Annotated in this window: 1 rRNA gene; it reads left to right on the forward strand. The window is 54.1% G+C overall.

Annotated features, from left to right (window positions below):
* Positions 1-216: ribosomal RNA gene (locus tag NE547_RS18295) — 16S ribosomal RNA — on the forward strand; the annotation flags it as partial.
* Positions 217-255: the final 39 nt, after the last annotated feature.

Below are 255 nucleotides of genomic sequence, written 5' to 3' on the forward strand. Positions count from 1 at the left end.
ATGAAGTTGGAATCGCTAGTAATCGCGGATCAGCATGCCGCGGTGAATACGTTCCCGGGCCTTGTACACACCGCCCGTCACACCATGAGAGTCGGGAACACCCGAAGTCCGTAGCCTAACTAGCAATAGGGGGCGCGGCCGAAGGTGGGTTCGATAATTGGGGTGAAGTCGTAACAAGGTAGCCGTATCGGAAGGTGCGGCTGGATCACCTCCTTTCTAAGGAGACATCGGTAAGAGGATATCTTATCGTAACGT

This window comes from Flavonifractor sp. DFI.6.63 (assembly GCF_024462255.1).
GTDB classification, from domain to species: Bacteria; Bacillota; Clostridia; order Oscillospirales; family Oscillospiraceae; genus Lawsonibacter_A; species Lawsonibacter_A hominis.